The organism is Actinomycetota bacterium, assembly GCA_030774015.1.
GTDB lineage: Bacteria > Actinomycetota > UBA4738 > UBA4738 > JACQTL01 > JALYLZ01.
On sequence record JALYLZ010000105.1, the window covers coordinates 1 to 16,012 of the forward strand.

The window sequence follows — 16,012 nt, forward strand, 5'->3', positions numbered from 1 at the left end:
TCGCCACCAACTGGCGGTCCTCCGTCGTCAGGTCAAGCGACCCGCCAATCGGGCATCGGACCGGGCGTTCCTTGCCGCGGGCGAGCAGGCTCCTTCCGAGAGGGCTATGGCACTCGTTCATCGTCCGCCCCGAGACGCTCCTGCAGTGGCATCGCCAGTTGGTGAGAAGGAAGTGGACCAGGCCGCGCCGGCGGCCCGGCCGACCCGCCATCGACCCTGAGACCAGGGACTTGGTCCGGCGGCTGGCCCGGGAGAACCCCCGGCGGGGCTACCGACGGATCCAGGGTGAACTCCTCGGCTTGGGGATCAGCCTCTCCGCCACGTCGATCGCCACGATCCTTCGCCGCGCAGGGCTCTCCCCTGCTCCTCGGAGGGGACCGACGTGGAGCCAGTTCGCCGGTCCCAGGCCTCGGGCATCCTGGCCTGTGACTTCTTCACCGTCGAGACGCTCCTGCTGAGGACCTACTACGTCCTGTTCTTCATCGAGCTGAAGACCAGGCGGGTGCACCTGGCCGGGGGGACGACGGGCCCGGACAGCGCCTGGGTCACCCAGCAGGCCCGGAACGTGGGCGGCGATCTCCGCGACGTCGGGGTCGCAGCCGTCACGGCCCGGCGGGGGCGGCTCGGGCCAGCGGATGGCGAGGACGGTCCGTAGGGCATCCGATGGCTCGGCGCCCTTCTCGAGGACCCGGGCCACCTCCTCCTCGCTCGATTCCGGTTCCCCTCGGTGAGGCCGTGGTCCCTCACCATCCGCTCCAGAGTTTCCGGGCCCGCTCCCCGCAGGCAGGTCGTTCAGAGGCGTGGCTGTCGACCGCGCGGAATCAATCGCTCATGGGGGTGGCCGAGCGCACGAAGGCGGCAGAATTGGGAACGGCCACGGGTCCCTCCCGCGGCCTCTTCTGCCGCGGCGGTCTATTGGTACGCTGCCGGGACGATCGATGCGCTCACCCCGCTCGGCGCCTAGACCTCCCCGCTGGGGGATCCCAGGGCGATGTCCCCGGCCGGGTGATCATTCCGCCGGACCCGAACCCGTCGAGCCATGAGCAACAGCGAGACGACGAGCAGCGCGGCCGCGTACAAGAGGCTGACGGCCACCATGGCCCACACGGAGGACGTGTCGCCGAGGGAGATGTCGATGAGCCTCTCCGCGCCATAGAAGGGCAGAGCCTTCGCCAACGCATCGGAGGAGCTGAGACTGAGCTGGATGCCCACGACGCCGATCAGGACCAGTGTGGCCTCGAGCTCCCTCGGGACGAGGGAGCCCACCGCGAGGCCGAAGGGGAGGGCGACCACGGCCACCATGGCGACGCCGAGGCCGAAGATCCAGGGCCGTGGTGGCCCCGACACGGCGGCCATCAGGGCGGCCGATCCAGCGACGATGGGGACGCTCAGCACCGCCAGGCAGACAAGTCGCCCTACCAGGAGCTCACCGGGGCGATAGCCCATGATCACGAGCCGCTGGTCCACCCGGCGGGAGCTCAGCACGGAGAAGATCGCCGCCCCGGCGACGGAGAAGGCCATGGCGATCGCGCCCGGGATGACGGCGTCCGTCTGGTGCCCGGCCATGGCCCCGTAGAACGACAGGGGAAGCGCGATGAGCAGCAGGAGCGACAGGCGCCGGCGACCCAGGTCCCGCCCCTGCATCTCCGCGATGGTGAGCGTTCTCCGGAGCGCGGTCACGAGGATCCCTCCGGGCGCACCCCAGTGGGGTCGTGGAGCCGGGTGAGCTCGACCACCCGGTCCACCCTTTCCAGCTCGGCCAGCATGTGCGTCACGATGACGACGGCCCTCCCTTCCCGACGCCATCGCTCCACGTGATCCCAGAAGTTGACGTAGCTCCCACGATCGAACCCCTGGTAGGGCTCGTCCAGCAGCAGGATCGGGGGGTCCCCCAGGAGGGCCAGGGCGACGTTCAGCTTCTGCCTGGTTCCCCCCGACAGGTCCTTGGCCACGGTGGGCTCCTCGACCGGGAACTCGAAGGTCCGAAGGAGATCCCTCCCCCCGGCCAGGGCGCCCGCCCTGGACAGACCTGCCGCGGTCCCGAAGAGGACCAAGTGTTCGTCCGCGGTCAGGAGGTCGAAGACCCCCGGCTCCTGGGGGCAGTAGCCGACGCGGCCCGCGGTGAGCACGCGGCCGGCGCTCGGCGCCAGCAGGCCCGCGCAGATCCGGAGGAGGGTGGTCTTGCCGGCTCCGTTCTCGCCGACGAGCGCCACCACCTCACCCGACCGGACCGACAGGCTGGTTTCTCGGAGGACCCGCCTGCGTCCGAACGACTTGGAGATCTCCGTCGCGAGCAGCAGGGGCGCGGCGCTCACCGGGCCATTCTCCATTCGCTTGTGTTGAGCGTCGAGGCGTCAGCGGGCGTGGCCGACGACCACGGCTCGTCACTACCGATACACCCACACTAGGGCCGCCGGTCGGCCCTGGGTGCGATTCGGCGGCGACGCGACGACCCCGAAGTCGAGCACACGGTGGTGGCGACCGCGTTCTCGGGGATCAAAGCCGCAGCGTGTCGCCTAGATCGAGGCCGCAACGGTTTCCTAAACCGTGTGTCGCAGGTTCGATTCCTGCCGGGGGCACCGAAAGAGGTACCCTGACCTGTGCGAACGTCTGCCGGCCGCCCTGGGCGGCCTTCTGCCGGGAGTTCTTCGGTTGGTACAACGCGTCCCACCACCATTCCGGCATCGGGTTCATGACGCCCGAGGCCGTGCACACGGACGGGCTCCCGAGCTCACGAAGCGCCGGGCGGAGGTCCTCGCCGCGGCGTACGCGGCGCATCCCGAGCGCTTCGTTCGCAAGCCCCCAGCTCCGCCCGAGGTTCCGACCGCGGTGTGGATCAACAAGCCAGAGGTCGAAGAGGAGGTGGAGAGTCGGTAATTCCCGCGGGAAGGTGTCTCAAAGTGGTTGACAGGTTCCGAGCACGCATCGCCTGAAGTCCCCGTTCATGGTAGGAAAGCGCGAATGAGCATGGTCCCTCGCGTCGGCACCGAGCTCGCCGGCTATCGCATCGAGTCCGTGCTGGGGCGCGGCGGGATGGCCATCGTGTACCTGGCCGAGCATCTCCGGCTCGGTCGCAAGGTCGCGCTCAAGGTGATGGCGCCCGAGCTGGCCGACGACGAGCGGTTCCGTGAGCGCTTCATCAGCGAATCGCGGCTGGCCGCATCCCTGCACGACCCCAACGTCATGCCGATCTACGACGCCGGCGAGACCGACGGGGTGCTGTACATCGCCATGCGCCTCGTCGAGGGCTCGGACCTGAAGACCATCATCGTGAACGAGGCCCCACTCGATCTCCGACGCACCGTCTCGATCATCCGCCAGGCGGCCAACGCGCTGGACGCGGCCCACGCGGCCGGGCTGATCCACAGAGACGTCAAACCGGCCAACATGCTGGTGACACCGGCGTCGGGATCGCGCTCCGAGCACGTGTACCTCACCGACTTCGGGTTGACCAAGCGCGCCGACTCCAAGACCGGCTACACGAAGACCGGGACGTTCGTCGGGAGCATCGACTATCTGGCCCCGGAACGAATCGAGGGGAACGCGCCCCCCACCGGCCAGGTGGACGTCTACTCCCTGGGCTGTGTCCTGTTCGAGTGCCTGACCGGACGCGTGCCGTTCGTCAAGGACAACGACATGTCGGTCATGTGGGCCCACATGAACGAGCCACCACCGCGCGTCACCGCGAGCAAGCCGAATCTCCCCCCGGCGATCGACCAGGTGGTCGCACGGGCCATGGCGAAGGCGCCCGAAGACCGGTTCGCGAGCTGCGGCGACCTGGCGTCGGCCGCGGAGGCCGTCGCCGCCTCGGCGGACACCGGGGCGACGGTCACCGGACCCCCGGACTCGTCGATGACGCATCTCCGGCCGGAACCGATGCCGCAATCCGCGCAGACGGAGGCCGCCTCGAGGTCGTTCCCCGCAGCGCCGCCTGCACCGGCTGCACCGGCTGCACCGGCGCCGCTGCCGGGGCCGCCTCCGGTGGAGCAGCCGGGGAGGCGCCCCATCGAACGAGAACCTCGGGAACGCGAACGGACCCGAAGGCCCGCCTGGGTCCTGCCGATCGCCGCGCTCCTGGCCGTGGCGTTGGCGGCCGGCGGGTACCTCCTCGGCAAGAACACGGCCGGTACGACACCAGGCAAGTCGCCCCGGGCCACCGGTGGGCCCGTGCCGATACCGGCAGGCTCAGGATGCACCGACCTGAACGGGAACCCGGTGAGCGTCGGCGGCACCGAGATCGCCGCGGACAGCATCACGTGCCTGCTGGCCAAGCACGTTCCGGCCGAGATCCGGGACGGGTGCGTGACCCTGAACGGGAAGACCGACGCGGCCAAGCTGCCGCTGCCGGGAGCGGCCCAGCAGCCACCCGTGGCGGACGTGTTCCTGCTGTGCGACCACGTCAGCTTCGGCGGGAACACCTTCACGGCCTGGTACATGTTCAAACACGACCGCGACGAGGTCGGGGTGGACTACCAGCAGATCCTCACGTCGAACCACATCGCGGTGAACGAGAACGCGAACCAGCAGCGCTGTGCTACCATCCATCCGATCGAGCGGCGTTGGTACGTCGAGAAGGAGTCTCTGGATCCGGCGGGCGCGGCGACCAACGTCGTGCACACGTTCGACACGAAGCAGGCGCTGCCGTTCTCCAAGTTCTATCCCGTCTACGGGCGCTTCACCTGCTTCCAGGACGGCGCGGACGAATGGATCGCGTGGACGGATGCGAACCTGACCGTCCTCACGGTGGCCAAGAGCGCAGGCGGGAACTGGGACAAGCTCCAGACGTGGTGGGCGACCGACGCCGGGCCCGGCCACCCGCCAATCGCCTGACCGTCGCGGCGCAGGTCACGCGCGAGGAGCCACGGCCTCCTAGCCCGAAGGGGTACAGGCCTCCGGCGCGACGCCGGCGTGGTTGCTCGGCATGGCTCCAGGGTTGGGGCTCGTCTGGATCTTCCAGCCGTGGCCGTTCCAGTGCTCGATGAGGGTCAGGGCGTGGAGCAACCCGGGAGTGTGGGCGCCCACGGCCCACGCGTTGGTGCTCGAGGTGGCTGAAACCCCATACAGGTTGTTCTGGGCCACGCCAGCGTTGGGGCTCCGCTGGATCTTCCAGACGTGGCCGTTCCAGCGCTCGATGAGCGTCCTGGCGGGATTGAGCGGCGGCATGAACGAGCCCACCGCCCAGGCGTTCGTCGACGAGGTCGCCGCGACGGCGGACAGGAAGTTGCCACCGCCCACCAGGCTCGGGCTCGGCTGGACCTTCCAGGCGTGGCCGTCCCAGTGGAGGATCAGGGTCTGGGTGTCACCGCCGTTCGACTGGTTTCCCACGGCCCAGGCGTCGGTGGAGGATGTCGCGGTGACGGCGGAGAGGGAGTTGCCGACGCCCGCCGCGCTCGGGCTGTGCTGGACCGTCCAGGACTGACCGTCCCAGTGGAGGATCAGGGTCCGAAGGCTGCCCCCCACGACGTGGCTTCCAACAGCCCATGCGTCGGTGGCGGAGGTCGCTGAGACCCCGAGAAGGTAGTTCGCCGACGTCCCGACGTTCGGGCTCGGCTGGACCTTCCAGGCGTGGCCGTCCCAGTGTTCGACGAGGGTTCGAGCGTGGTGAGAGGCACCAGAGTAGCCCACGGCCCAGGCGTTCGTCGGAGAGGTCGCGGTGACCCCGTTCAGGAGGTTCGCGCCGGTCCCGACATTCGGGCTCCCCTGGAGCTTCCAGGCATGGCCGTTCCAGTGCTCGATGAGCGTGCGACCGTGCACGTAGGTGTGGCTGTACCCGACGGCCCAAGCGTTGGCGGGTGAGACCACCGCGACGGCCGTCAACTGGTTGGGGACCGAGGCCACGTTCGGGCTCTGCCGGACCTTCCAAGCATGCCCGTTCCAGTGCTCGATGAGGGTATGACCCTGGTCGAACGCCCCGCGATACCCCACGGCCCAGGCATTGGTGGAACTCACCGCCGCGACCGCGTTCAGGAGGCCGGTTCCCGTCCCGGCGTCCGGCTGCCGTGCCGCCCGAACCCCACAGGCCGAGGCCGCCCGAGGATGGGTCGACGCTCCCGACCAGGCCGTGCCAACCATGGCGCAGACGAGCACCAACGAGGCAGCCATAGCGGCGGCCGAAGACGAAACCAGGCGGACTCGCATCTGTCCCCCCATGACAGGCGTCCGCTCAGTGTCGAGGCTCCGGTGCCGATCGGTCAAGGACTGGGGGATCGCGGTTCGTATCGCTCATGGGCCTGCACGCGGCTGTCCTCGCCCGCCAACCGAGGCTCAGGGCACGAAACCGAAGATCGTGGCCGGCGAGCCGGAGCCCCGGAAGTTCCGGGGGCCTCCCACCACGATCCACGCGCCCCTCGCCGGGAGCGCGCCTCGTGGACGCCCATCCATCCTTCCGCCCATCCTGCCGCGAGGGCGGAGGGGTCCTGGCGCTCGCCCTGTGGGAGCTGACCGAGCTGCTGCTTCAGCCCTCGCTCAGGACCGACTCCCCCGCCCACCCCACCTTGAGCGTCCTCACCGACCCCGTCCTGGCCACGTACCCGGGTCGGTCGGTCGCCCTGCTCCTGTGGGTGGCTTTCGGCTGGTTTCTGGTGAAGCGATGACCAGCCACGACCTGATCCTCCGTCTATGTGCTGATCGCCCTGGTCGGGGTGGCCCTGGAGGTGCTCAGCACCAGGCAGGGCGAGTTCCTCGGATGCGTCCGTGGACCGCACGCGGACCGGCTGGTGAGCGCGACCCTGAAGATTCTTCGCTCAACAACACTGCCCCAATGAGTGGCTGTCCCCTCTGAACCCCGGGTGGCCGCTCAAGCCCTTCTTCGCTCGGACCACCGGCGGAAGCGCACCGTACAGGCCCAACTGTGTTCCTGCGGCGCGAACTCAACAGCGCTCGCGGCGGTGGAGGCGCCGACATCGGCCTCCGCAGGTAAGGAGCCTTCCCCCGATTGGCGCAGAGGTGTACAACCTCCCCCGGGCGGAAAGATGGTTACCGACTCTCGCATCGGCACCACCATCGCCGGCTACCGCATCGAGTCGATGCTCGGCCGGGGCGGGTCCAACTGGGTCTGTCGAGGCAGGTCGGTGCAGTCTTTGGGTGCGCCCCGGAAGGGAGACCGCCTGTGAGCAAGAAGGTTCTACTGAGTGCCCTTGCGGCGATCCTGGTGCTCTCGATCGCCGGACCGGCGTTCGCTGGGAGCCCGAACGGGTCCGGCGGGGACATGCCGGCCTATTACGATGGGCAGCTCTTCACTATCAACTTCAAGCTCCTCAAGCCCGATCTGCACAAGAACCCGTCGTTCAACACGATCTACCAGTGCGACGCGTGCGCGGCCGCTGGAGTGAGCTTCGTCTCGGTCCTGGACGCCATCCAGGGCGACGGCTTCAACCCGATCTGGGAGGAGGTCCAGATCACGTTCAACCCGGGCGTCACCCCGGTCCAGTTGACCTCAGACACCGACGTCGTGGCGGCCGCGGCAGCCGGCCAGATCACCCTCACCGACACCGAGGAGTTCTATCGCTGCTCGGTGGTCGGACAGAAGTAGTTCCTGCTCCCGACCCCTCGATCGACCCGTCACAACCCCATGGCGGCAGTTCCCGCAGGGTCCTGGCCCGACCCAGCAAGTTGCGTCAGGCCCGGCGGGATGCTCCCCGGGCTCCCGCCGACCGGCCGAGGGCCACACAACGCCCGTACGCCTGGACGATCACATCGCGCATCAGCGCCGGGGAACACCCCTTCACCAGGTACGCGTAGGCACCCACCTCGTGTGCGCTTCGTGTCGGCAGGGGCCCGTCGTAGGCCGTGAGCACGATCACCTGGGAGGGACCTCCTCCTTGATGGCCCGGGCGGGTGGCCTCGATCCCCCCGGTCCCGGGCATGTGCAGATCCATGAGGACGACGTCGGGGTGAAGAGCCCGGACGATCCTCACTCCCTCCGTGCCCTCGCCCGCCTCCCCGAGGACCTCGATGCCCTCGGCCTCGAGCACCTGCCGGAGCAGGGCCCGGTTCTCCAGGTCGTCCTCTACCAGGACGACGCGAGGTCGGATTCCCCGGGTGGTGTCCTGTTGCGTGCCTGCGTGCTCTTCCCCCAGCGGGACAAGCATCCCTGAAGGCGTCCCTCCTTGGCATCGGCCGTTGGGCCAATTCTTTGGCCGAACACGCGAGGCGAACCACGGACGCCAGGTGACGGTCACGCCGTGAGGTGGCGCTCGCCGGTGTCAAGGCGGCCGGTGCGGTTCAGCCGGACGAACGCATCCACGGCGACCGGGTCGAACTGGGTGCCGGCCGCTTCCAGCAATCGCCGGATCGCCTCGGACACGGGGAGGGCTCGTCGGTACGGGCGGTCACTGGTCATGGCGTGGAACGCGTCGCACACGAGGATGATCCGGGCTTCCACGGGGATCCGCGTTCCCTCCAGGCCTTCGGGGTAGCCGCTGCCGTCCCAGTGCTCGTGGCAGGCCCGCACGATCGGCACGATCGGATGGAGGAACGGGACCGGGGCGATGATCTGCGCTCCGATCTCTGGATGCCGTTTCATCTCCACCCACTCCTCGGGGGTGAGCGCGCCGGGCTTCCTGATCACCTCGCTGGGCACGCCGATCTTGCCGATGTCGTGAAACAGGGCGGCGAGCTCGAGCGTCCGGAGTGGCTCCCCCTCCAGGCCGAGCTCCCGGCCGACCGCCAGGGCCATCTCTGCGAGGGCCCGGGCGTGGTCGTGGGTGTGCGTGTCCTTCGCCTCCAGCGCGTTGGCGAGCGCCTCGACGGTCGAGAGGTAGGCCTCCTCGAGCGTGCGGGCCGCCTCTCGCTCGCCCTTGATGAGCCGGGCGTTCTCGAACGCGGTGGCGGCGTTGAAGGCCAGGACCTCGAGCAGGCGCCGTTCGTTCTCGTCGAACTGGTCGAGTCCCAGGCGCGAGAGCACGATGACGCCCGTGGCGCGCTCGCCGTACAGGAGCGGGACCGCCAGGATGGTCTCGTCGATCTCCGGCGTCCCCTCGATCTGGATGGCGAAGTCGCAGTGCGCCGCGTCGGGGACGTAGATGGTCTCGCGCCGCTCGACGGCCCTTCCGGTCGCGCCCTCGCCGACGCGCGTGAGCAGGGCGTCGAACGTCTCGCCCTCGTACTCCGACAGCTCGCCCCGGAACGCGACGGGGATGAGCATCTCGGTGGGCTCGTCCAGCACGTAGACCCGGCAGTTGTGGTAGTCGATGAGGCCGCGGAGCTCGGCCGTGATGACCTCGCCGATGGAGGCCTCGTCGTTCAGCCGGGTCAGGCGCGACGCCAGCTTGTGGAGCATCCTCATCTGGGCCAGCGAGCTCAGCTCGGGAAGCTGGACGTCCGGGACGTCCCGCTTCGACCGCCGCCGGCCCCTGGCCCGCGCCAGGCGGTGCGAGGCCAGCATGCGCGGCTCGTGCTCCCGTGACCCCATCGCGTCGGCGAACTCCTCGCTCCCGTACACGACCACCCGGTCCTTGCCCTCCGCCTTGGCGGCCAGGAACGCTGCGTCGGCGCAGGCGAACAGGCGCCGGGGTCCGGTGGCCTGGCGGGGCGCTTCGGCCAGGCCGAGGCTGATGGTGGTCCGGATGCCCGAGGGCAATGAGAGCTCGCGGGCGGCCTGCAGGAGCCGGTCGGCGAGGGAGGCGGCCTCGGGGGCGCTCTGCCCCGGCAGGATGATGGCGAACTCCTCGCCCCCGATCCGGCACACCGGGTCCTCCGCCCGGCACACCGCCCGGCACGTCTTCGCCAGCTCGTGCAGGGCGCGGTCGCCGACCAGGTGCCCGTAGCTGTCGTTGACCCACTTGAAGTCGTCGATGTCAAACACCAGGAGCGAGACGCTCGAGTGGAGGCGGATGGCGCGGGCCACCTCCTCGGCCAGACGCTCGTCATCCCGAGAGCTGGCCGGCCTGAATTTCTGCCCGAGTGCCTACCCTGGGCTAGGGAGGCGAGTCTATCTCCCAGAGAATCGGGACCGCCGAGGCTTTCTCTCCGTGCGCGTTCAGGAATTGCCTGGCTTCGTCAATGGCCGCTCTCAGAGCATCCCGGGCTTTGCTGTTCCGCGCATGCCCTTGGGCGGGTGCAGGATCGTCCGAGGGGTCATCCAGGGTCCGGTACCTGCGACAAGTTCAAGCCCTTCGGCTCCTGCGAAAGGAAACTACGCCTCGACGAGGATCACCAAAGTTTCGGGCAGTACGCCGTCATACGCCATCGCCTCGGCCATCGCCTCGTTCTGCATCGCGCCCATGACGACATCCATGTCGGCAACGTCCATGAGTACCGCCACTCGGGTCGGGTTCTGCGGGTCGACGAACGTTCGGATGTTGGTGACGCCGAGGGGGCCGAAGACCTCTTCGCGCTTCGGCGAGGCAAGCCAATGATCCTTGTCTTTCACGTCGTGGTGGGCGATCACGGTAGGCATGGTGTCTCCTTTGATCGTGGGCCGAGCGGTAGCGCCGGACCTCGCAAGTGTACGCCGTTGTACCTCATGCCTGCAAAGGCGGCGCGGGCGAGCGGATGCTCGGTCGTCCAAGGGACACGGGGGTACCATCAGCCCGCCGTCCGTGCCAGGGTTGCAGCCCTCGGAGGGCTAACAGGAGGTGCTGCCATGGCCGAGGATCCGCTAGTTCACTGGGTCCAGGTGAATCCCTTCGGCCTGCTTAGGGACGAGACCCAGGACGCATGGAACGCAGGGAATGTCCGGGATGTGCTCCAGCTCGACTCGGGCGCCGTCGTCATCGCGACGGAGACCGGCGGGGTATGGATGATCATTCCGGGGCAGCCGGCGGTCTCGCTGAGCGGCGGCTGGGATCACCCCGACGTCGACTGCCTGGGGTTCGGGCCTGATGGGCCCCGTCACCTGTACGCCGGGACGGCCGACGGGGTCTTGTGGGAAACCGATGTGACGAATGCGCTCCCACTCCTGACATGGAAGACCGTTCCCAACCTCCCGGACACGGGGCCCATCTACACCATCGCCGTCGTGAGGCCCCACCGGTGGATCGTGCTGGCGTGCGACAAGGGCATCTTCTGGTCTCCCATCCCCTCCGGGTCCGCCGGCCAATACTCGTGGAAGCGAGCGATCGACGACCCACAGGTCCCGGCCGGGTACCGGTACTTCGACCTGGCCCTTGCGGCGACCGATCCGAACGGGGGGGAGGGGTGGCAGGAGGATCTGGCGTCGTTGACCGTGGTCGCCGGCGGCATGGGGCTCGGGCAGGATCCTGGAGGGATCTTCGTCGGCCGGTGGGACGCCGGGGACTTGGTCATGAAGCGCTCCCTCTTGTTCGATCCGGATGGCCGCGACATCACCCCCGTGGAGTGGGCCATGGGCCCGGTCTCGGTCGATGCTGCCACCTTCCTTCCCACCTTTGTGTACGCGCTGTGCTCCCAAAAGAGCATGTCCGTGATGATGGTTGCTCGATCCGAGGACGGCGGGCAGACCTTCCAGCAGCGGGGAACGAAGGTCCGGGGATCGGCCAAGGACCTGGTCGCTCTGGCGGGGCCCCACGGCGGCGATCGCCAGAACTGCATCGCGGTGAGCACGTGGGACGCCGATTACGTCGCGATCGGCTGGACCCACGGCCCGTTCGCCTCCAAGGACGGTGGGATGACGTGGCTTCAAGTCAGTCCCTCCAGCCCTCATCTTCACGCCGACATCCACGCCGTCTACTTCGCGGAGGATCCGCCCAATCCCAATCCGGTCCGGCGGCTGTACGTCGGAAGCGACGGGGGGCTCGCCAGCACCGAGGACTTGGCGACGCTCGACGGCCGAAGCTTCCGGAGCGACTACAACCGTGAGCTCCCCAATCACCAGTGCGGGATGCAGCAACAGCCGCGAGGCTTCTACAGCAGCCTGGGCGCCTCCTTGACCGAGGACGGGCTGGTTGCGCTGGGAGTGCAGGACAACGGCAACGTGTACTGCGTGTTCGGTCAGGTGTCCACACCCTGGCGGCAGCTCGACGGCGGGGACGGTGGCCTGAACCTCCTCGTGGATTCGTATCTGGCTCGCAACGTGGCAGGACAGACCCCCGATCGACCGTCACAGCTCGCCATCTGGAACGGCGTGAGCTTCGACTCCAAGGGGGTCATCCCGGTCACCTCCGCCGGATCCTCCGGCCCGCCCGCTCCCCAGGGCATCGCCAGTCCCCGGGGGGCCGTCAGCCGCGAGCGGTTCTCGTGGCCCGGTGCCCCGAGCATCCTCGCCGCCGTGGCCTCGGGCTCCGACGTCTACGGGCTCTGCCTGGCAAACCCTCCGAGCGGGCTCGAATGGCGATACCTGGCGAGCGTCCCTCTCGCCTCCGGGGCCACCATCGCTTCGGTCGCCCCGGTGCCGAGCGGCACGATCTTCGCCGGCTCGACCGACGGAAGGATCTTCGTCCTTGACCCGGGCCGGGTCTCCGAGATGCAGATCCAGCTTCCCCCTCCCAGCCCCACCACGTCGCTCGTCGGCGGGGGGGCCCTCGACGGTATCGCGGCGGCGACCGACACCGACGCCTTTGCCGTCCTGAACGGGGTGAGCTGGCAGCAGGGCGGCACAGTCTGGAGCCAGAACTACGTGATGGCCCTGGATAGTCAGGGCTGGAGGCCCGTCACCAGTGGGTTGCCCCCCGACCAGACGTTCTACGCGCTCGAGCTCGACTGGACGCACTCCCCGTCGGTGGTCTTCGTGGCCACGGACCGGAAGGTCTACGTGAGCCGAAACGCGGGCGCGTCGTGGGACAGTGCATCCGAGGGTCTCCCGGTCCGACCGCACTGCGCGGATCTACGGTTCGTGGGGGAGAAGCGCGGCGACTACCTGTACTTGGGCACGTGGGGGCGGTCCGTGTGGGTCTCCCGACTCAACGCCGACATCGGAGTCGCACCCTTCATGTAGGCAGAGGTCGTCCACCAACTCTCCACATGCGGTCCTGCCCCGCGACCTCCTCACGCAACTCAGGAACGTCAGAGGAATCGGGGGATGCCGGCAGCTCCCGAGGTGCGTCGAGGTGCCGCAGCCAGGTCCACGCCGGGTCGAAAACCTGGCCGGATCCCCGGGTCACGCCAGCGCCGCCAGCGGTCGCGGGTGGTCTTTCACCACCGGAATGACTGCTGGTGGGAGCAAAGGGTTCCGGCCCGGCTCACCCTCGCTCCCGCCGGGCCCCCACGCCGGACTGGAGGCCCCCCTGATCACCCGGCGGACACGGCCGGTGGAGAGGTCCAGCACGAACACGTCGAGCCGGCCGGCGAAGGCGATCGAGCTTCCGTCCGGGGACCACGACGGCCCGCTTCCCCGGACGAGGTGAGCGAGCCCGCCCCCGTCCGCGTTCACCGTGTACACGGCGCCGCCTCGGTCGAACGCCAGTCGAGCTCCGTCCGGAGACCACGATGGGTGCAGGTCCGCGGGGGCCCCGGTCCCTTTCGCGCGAATGAGTGGATGCAGTCCGGAGCCGTCGGGCCGAATCAACCACAGGCCGAGCGCCCCGCCGTCGCACTGCACCGCGAACACGATCTGGCCGCCGTCGGGGGACCAGGAGGGCATGAGGGCGTAGCAGGCGAGGCGCCCCTGGTACTGGTCACCACCCGCGAGCTCTCGAACACACAAGTTGATCGCGCCGGGCACGAGCTACACAAAGGGCCAGCGTGGATGACACGGCGCCGCGACGACGTCGATGTGGGCTCCCCAACCTCCCAGCGGAGTCCTCCTCGAAGGTTCGGTCCCGAAATGACGAAGGCACGCCCACAGAATGTCGTGTTCCGCCGAGACCGGGGTCCCCGGGGCCTCAGCGGGAGGCGGGGGACTTCGCCACGCTCACCCAGATCGTGCCTGCGGGCTGATCGATGCCGATGGCTGAGAGGGGCGACCCGAGGTCGATGGTGGAGACGTCGTGGGTCGAGGGGTCGATGCGGTAGATCCTGCCGTCGGTGTTGTCGGTGACCCACACGGCCCCCAGGCCGACGGCGATGGCCGCCGGATCGTTTCCGACCCTGATGGCCGCATGCACGGCGCCCGTCTCGGGGTCGATCGGCACGACGGTGCCGGACGAGGAGTCCAGGACCCAGACCGAGCCCGACCCCACCGCGATGCCCTTGAGGTTGCCGCCCACCTGGGCGGTGAGGGTGACCTTCGAGCTGTGGGGGTCGATCCGCGAGATGGTGTTGTGCAGGCGGTCCATCGTCCAGACCGCGCTCCGGTCGATCGCGATCCCGTCGATGCTGCCTCCGACCGAGACGTCGCCCACGCGTGTCCTCGAGCCGGGGTCGAGCCGGATCAGCGTTCCATCGCCGAAGCCGACCCATACGAAGCCGTCGCCCACGGCGAGCGTGCTCGGACTCCCGAGGGACAGGAAACCCAGATTGGCCACCGGGCGGTCCGTGGCGGGATCGAACACCTGGACGGCGTTGAGCGCCGGGACCCATACGCTCTGGTAGCCGACGCCCAGGGCCGCGCCGACGGCGGGGCCGGACTGGGTCGGGATGACGGCGCGGACGGTCGCGGTCCGCTCATCGACGTGCACCAGGTTCGGGAACCCGAGGAGCCACACCCCGCCCTCCCCGATCGCGATCTGGGGAACCGCGCCGACGCTTGGATGGCGGATCGTGTGGAGGATCTTCCCGGAGGGCTCGATCTCGACCACGGAGTTCAGGGGCGGCGCCGTCGTGGTGGCGGGGGTCGACGGGCTGTGGCTGGGCGCGGCTCCCGGCGACCCGTGGTGTCTCGACAGGAGGAGCCCGAGGACCACGAGCGCCAGGGCGGCCAGCCCGCCCGAGGCGACGAGGAGCCGGACGTTCCGACGGGGAGCGGCGGCCGGGGGAGCCGGCTCGGACTGTCGAGGCGTGGCGAGAGCGTCGCGGGCCGCCCCCGCCAGCTCGCCCGCGCTCTGGTAGCGGTCCTCCGCTTTCTTGGCCATGGCCTTCGCCACGACCTGGTCGACGGCCGGCGGGAGCTCGGGCCGGCGTGTCGTGACCGACGGCGGAGGCTCCTCCAGGTGGGCGTACAGCACGGTCACCTCGAGGTCGCTCGGGAACGGCGGCTTCCCGGTCAGGCACTCGTAGAGCAGGCACCCCAGCGAGTACACGTCGGCCCGCCCGTCCACGGTGCCTCCCCGGACCTGCTCGGGGGCCACGTAGTCGATGGTTCCCATGAACTGGCCGGTCTTGGTGAGCGAGGTGGCCCGCTCGTGACGCTTGATGAGGCCGAAGTCAGTGAGATAGGCGTGATCCCCCTTGCCCACCAGGACATTGCCCGGCTTGACGTCGCGGTGGACCAGACCCGCCTCGTGCGCGGCGTCCAGCGCCGACGCGACCTGGGAAACGATCGACGCGGCCCGCTCGGCGGGGAGCGGCCCGTCGCGCTCCAGGAGGGCCCGCAGATCGGTCCCCTCGACGTAGCGCATGGCGATGAACAGGACCCGGTCCGCCTCGCCGGCCTGGTAGATGGGCACGATGTTGGGGTGCTCGATCGAGGCCGCGGCGTCGGACTCCCTGACGAACCGCTCGCGGAAGCTCGGGTCGGCGGCCAGGTCCTGCCCCAGGACCTTCAGGGCGACCTTCCGTCTGGGGGAAGCCTGCTCGGCGAGGTAGACGACGCCCATCCCACCGCGGCCGATGACGCCCTCGATCCGGTACCCGGCGATCTCGGTCCCCACCCGCTGGTCGCTCACGTCGCGAGTTGTACACCCCGGCCCGGCGATTGAGAACCGAGTTACCTGCTCCCGAAAGGGGTTCCCCTCATTTGAGGGCCAACTCTTGCAGGATCTGGGCCGAGAGCCGCTCCCCGATGAGATCGGCAGGCAGGTGGGATCCCCGCCACATAGCCTCCCTGCCCTGGTCAACGCCGCGGGGTTAACGCGCTTTGAGGCTCAGCCAAACTCTCTCCTAAGCCTGAATCCACCGGGGAACTTGGCTGACCAGGGGGACGAACGAGAGAAAAGGTGCCTCTGACCTGGGAGAATGGGCGGTGACCAAACCAACCAACTCTCCCGGAGAAAGGCACCTTTCGGATGCGATCTTCCCACGCCTTGGACCGTACGGGAATCACCTTCGACGATGACCA

At 69.0% G+C, this 16,012-nt stretch carries 13 protein-coding genes; 5 read left to right on the forward strand and 8 right to left on the reverse strand.

The window, feature by feature from the left end; all coding sequences use genetic code 11:
* Positions 1 to 382: 382 nt before the first annotated feature.
* Positions 383 to 655: a hypothetical protein gene (locus M3Q23_10405; protein MDP9342481.1), complete on the forward strand. Its 273-nt coding sequence runs from the start codon at positions 383 to 385 to the stop codon at positions 653 to 655.
* Between the two features lie 305 nt (positions 656 to 960).
* Here the strand turns inward: M3Q23_10405 and M3Q23_10410 are convergent, their stop codons facing one another.
* On the reverse strand, positions 961 to 1,680 hold the full coding sequence (locus M3Q23_10410) for a hypothetical protein (protein MDP9342482.1): 720 nt from the start codon (positions 1,678 to 1,680) through the stop codon (positions 961 to 963).
* Complete coding sequence (locus tag M3Q23_10415; protein ID MDP9342483.1) at positions 1,677 to 2,315, reverse strand: ABC transporter ATP-binding protein; 639 nt, start codon at positions 2,313 to 2,315, stop codon at positions 1,677 to 1,679. Before M3Q23_10415 ends, M3Q23_10410 begins: the two co-directional genes overlap by 4 nt.
* A gap of 646 nt (positions 2,316 to 2,961) precedes the next feature.
* On the opposite strand from M3Q23_10415, the gene M3Q23_10420 reads away from it, so the two are divergent.
* The gene (locus M3Q23_10420) at positions 2,962 to 4,830 is read left to right on the forward strand and encodes a serine/threonine protein kinase (GenBank protein ID MDP9342484.1); all 1,869 of its coding nucleotides are present in this window, start codon (positions 2,962 to 2,964) and stop codon (positions 4,828 to 4,830) included.
* Positions 4,831 to 4,869: 39 nt separating this feature from the next.
* On the opposite strand, the gene M3Q23_10425 is transcribed toward M3Q23_10420, so the two are convergent.
* Positions 4,870 to 5,949: a hypothetical protein gene (locus M3Q23_10425; protein MDP9342485.1), complete on the reverse strand. Its 1,080-nt coding sequence runs from the start codon at positions 5,947 to 5,949 to the stop codon at positions 4,870 to 4,872.
* A gap of 416 nt (positions 5,950 to 6,365) precedes the next feature.
* On the opposite strand from M3Q23_10425, the gene M3Q23_10430 reads away from it, so the two are divergent.
* Positions 6,366 to 6,593, forward strand: a complete 228-nt coding sequence (locus tag M3Q23_10430) for a hypothetical protein (protein ID MDP9342486.1) — start codon at positions 6,366 to 6,368, stop codon at positions 6,591 to 6,593.
* A gap of 515 nt (positions 6,594 to 7,108) precedes the next feature.
* Positions 7,109 to 7,531 carry a hypothetical protein gene (locus M3Q23_10435; protein ID MDP9342487.1) on the forward strand — a complete coding sequence of 141 codons (423 nt, stop codon included), beginning with the start codon at positions 7,109 to 7,111 and terminating at the stop codon, positions 7,529 to 7,531.
* Positions 7,532 to 7,616: 85 nt separating this feature from the next.
* On the opposite strand, the gene M3Q23_10440 is transcribed toward M3Q23_10435, so the two are convergent.
* The 3 genes from M3Q23_10440 to M3Q23_10450 all read right to left on the reverse strand — a co-directional run bounded on the left by M3Q23_10440 (position 7,617) and on the right by M3Q23_10450 (position 10,399).
* Positions 7,617 to 8,090, reverse strand: a complete 474-nt coding sequence (locus M3Q23_10440; GenBank protein MDP9342488.1) for a response regulator transcription factor — start codon at positions 8,088 to 8,090, stop codon at positions 7,617 to 7,619.
* A gap of 86 nt (positions 8,091 to 8,176) precedes the next feature.
* On the reverse strand, positions 8,177 to 9,847 hold the full coding sequence (locus tag M3Q23_10445; protein MDP9342489.1) for a diguanylate cyclase: 1,671 nt from the start codon (positions 9,845 to 9,847) through the stop codon (positions 8,177 to 8,179).
* 288 nt (positions 9,848 to 10,135) lie between these two features.
* Positions 10,136 to 10,399: a hypothetical protein gene (locus M3Q23_10450; protein MDP9342490.1), complete on the reverse strand. Its 264-nt coding sequence runs from the start codon at positions 10,397 to 10,399 to the stop codon at positions 10,136 to 10,138.
* 186 nt (positions 10,400 to 10,585) lie between these two features.
* On the opposite strand from M3Q23_10450, the gene M3Q23_10455 reads away from it, so the two are divergent.
* The gene (locus M3Q23_10455) at positions 10,586 to 12,853 is read left to right on the forward strand and encodes a hypothetical protein (protein ID MDP9342491.1); all 2,268 of its coding nucleotides are present in this window, start codon (positions 10,586 to 10,588) and stop codon (positions 12,851 to 12,853) included.
* Between the two features lie 162 nt (positions 12,854 to 13,015).
* On the opposite strand, the gene M3Q23_10460 is transcribed toward M3Q23_10455, so the two are convergent.
* The gene (locus tag M3Q23_10460) at positions 13,016 to 13,579 is read right to left on the reverse strand and encodes a hypothetical protein (GenBank protein MDP9342492.1); all 564 of its coding nucleotides are present in this window, start codon (positions 13,577 to 13,579) and stop codon (positions 13,016 to 13,018) included.
* A 160-nt stretch (positions 13,580 to 13,739) separates the two neighbouring features.
* Positions 13,740 to 15,620 (reverse strand): serine/threonine-protein kinase, encoded by a 1,881-nt coding sequence (locus tag M3Q23_10465; protein MDP9342493.1) that lies wholly within the window; start codon positions 15,618 to 15,620, stop codon positions 13,740 to 13,742.
* Positions 15,621 to 16,012 lie beyond the last annotated feature (392 nt).